The 308-nt window shown below is 39.9% G+C and carries 1 protein-coding gene; it reads left to right on the forward strand.

Annotated features, from left to right (window positions below; translation table 11 throughout):
• A partial coding sequence (locus FC72_RS10580; RefSeq protein WP_157051169.1) for a zinc-binding dehydrogenase occupies positions 1-308 on the forward strand: 308 nt, incomplete at both ends.

Consider the following 308-nt stretch of genomic DNA (forward strand, 5'->3'; position numbering starts at 1 on the left):
ATTGTTGACTCATCTAAAGAAGATGCTGTTGAAGCTATCAAGAAGATCACAAATGGTCTAGGTGTTGACTGGGCTGTTGATACTACTGGTGTAACTAAAGTTATGACAGATTCTATCGCTGCTTTGACACAAGGTGGTACAACAGCTACTATCGCTGTTACACCAAACAATATCGATATCAGTACATGGAATGACCTATGTGTTGACGACAAGAAGATCGTCGGAGTAAACATGGGAGATTCAATTCCACAAGTTGATATTCCTCGTTTGATCGAGTTCTATCAAATGGGTGTCTTCCCATTCGATTT

Origin of the sequence: Companilactobacillus tucceti DSM 20183 (assembly GCF_001434665.1) — a bacterium.
In the GTDB taxonomy this organism is placed as follows: domain Bacteria; phylum Bacillota; class Bacilli; order Lactobacillales; family Lactobacillaceae; genus Companilactobacillus; species Companilactobacillus tucceti.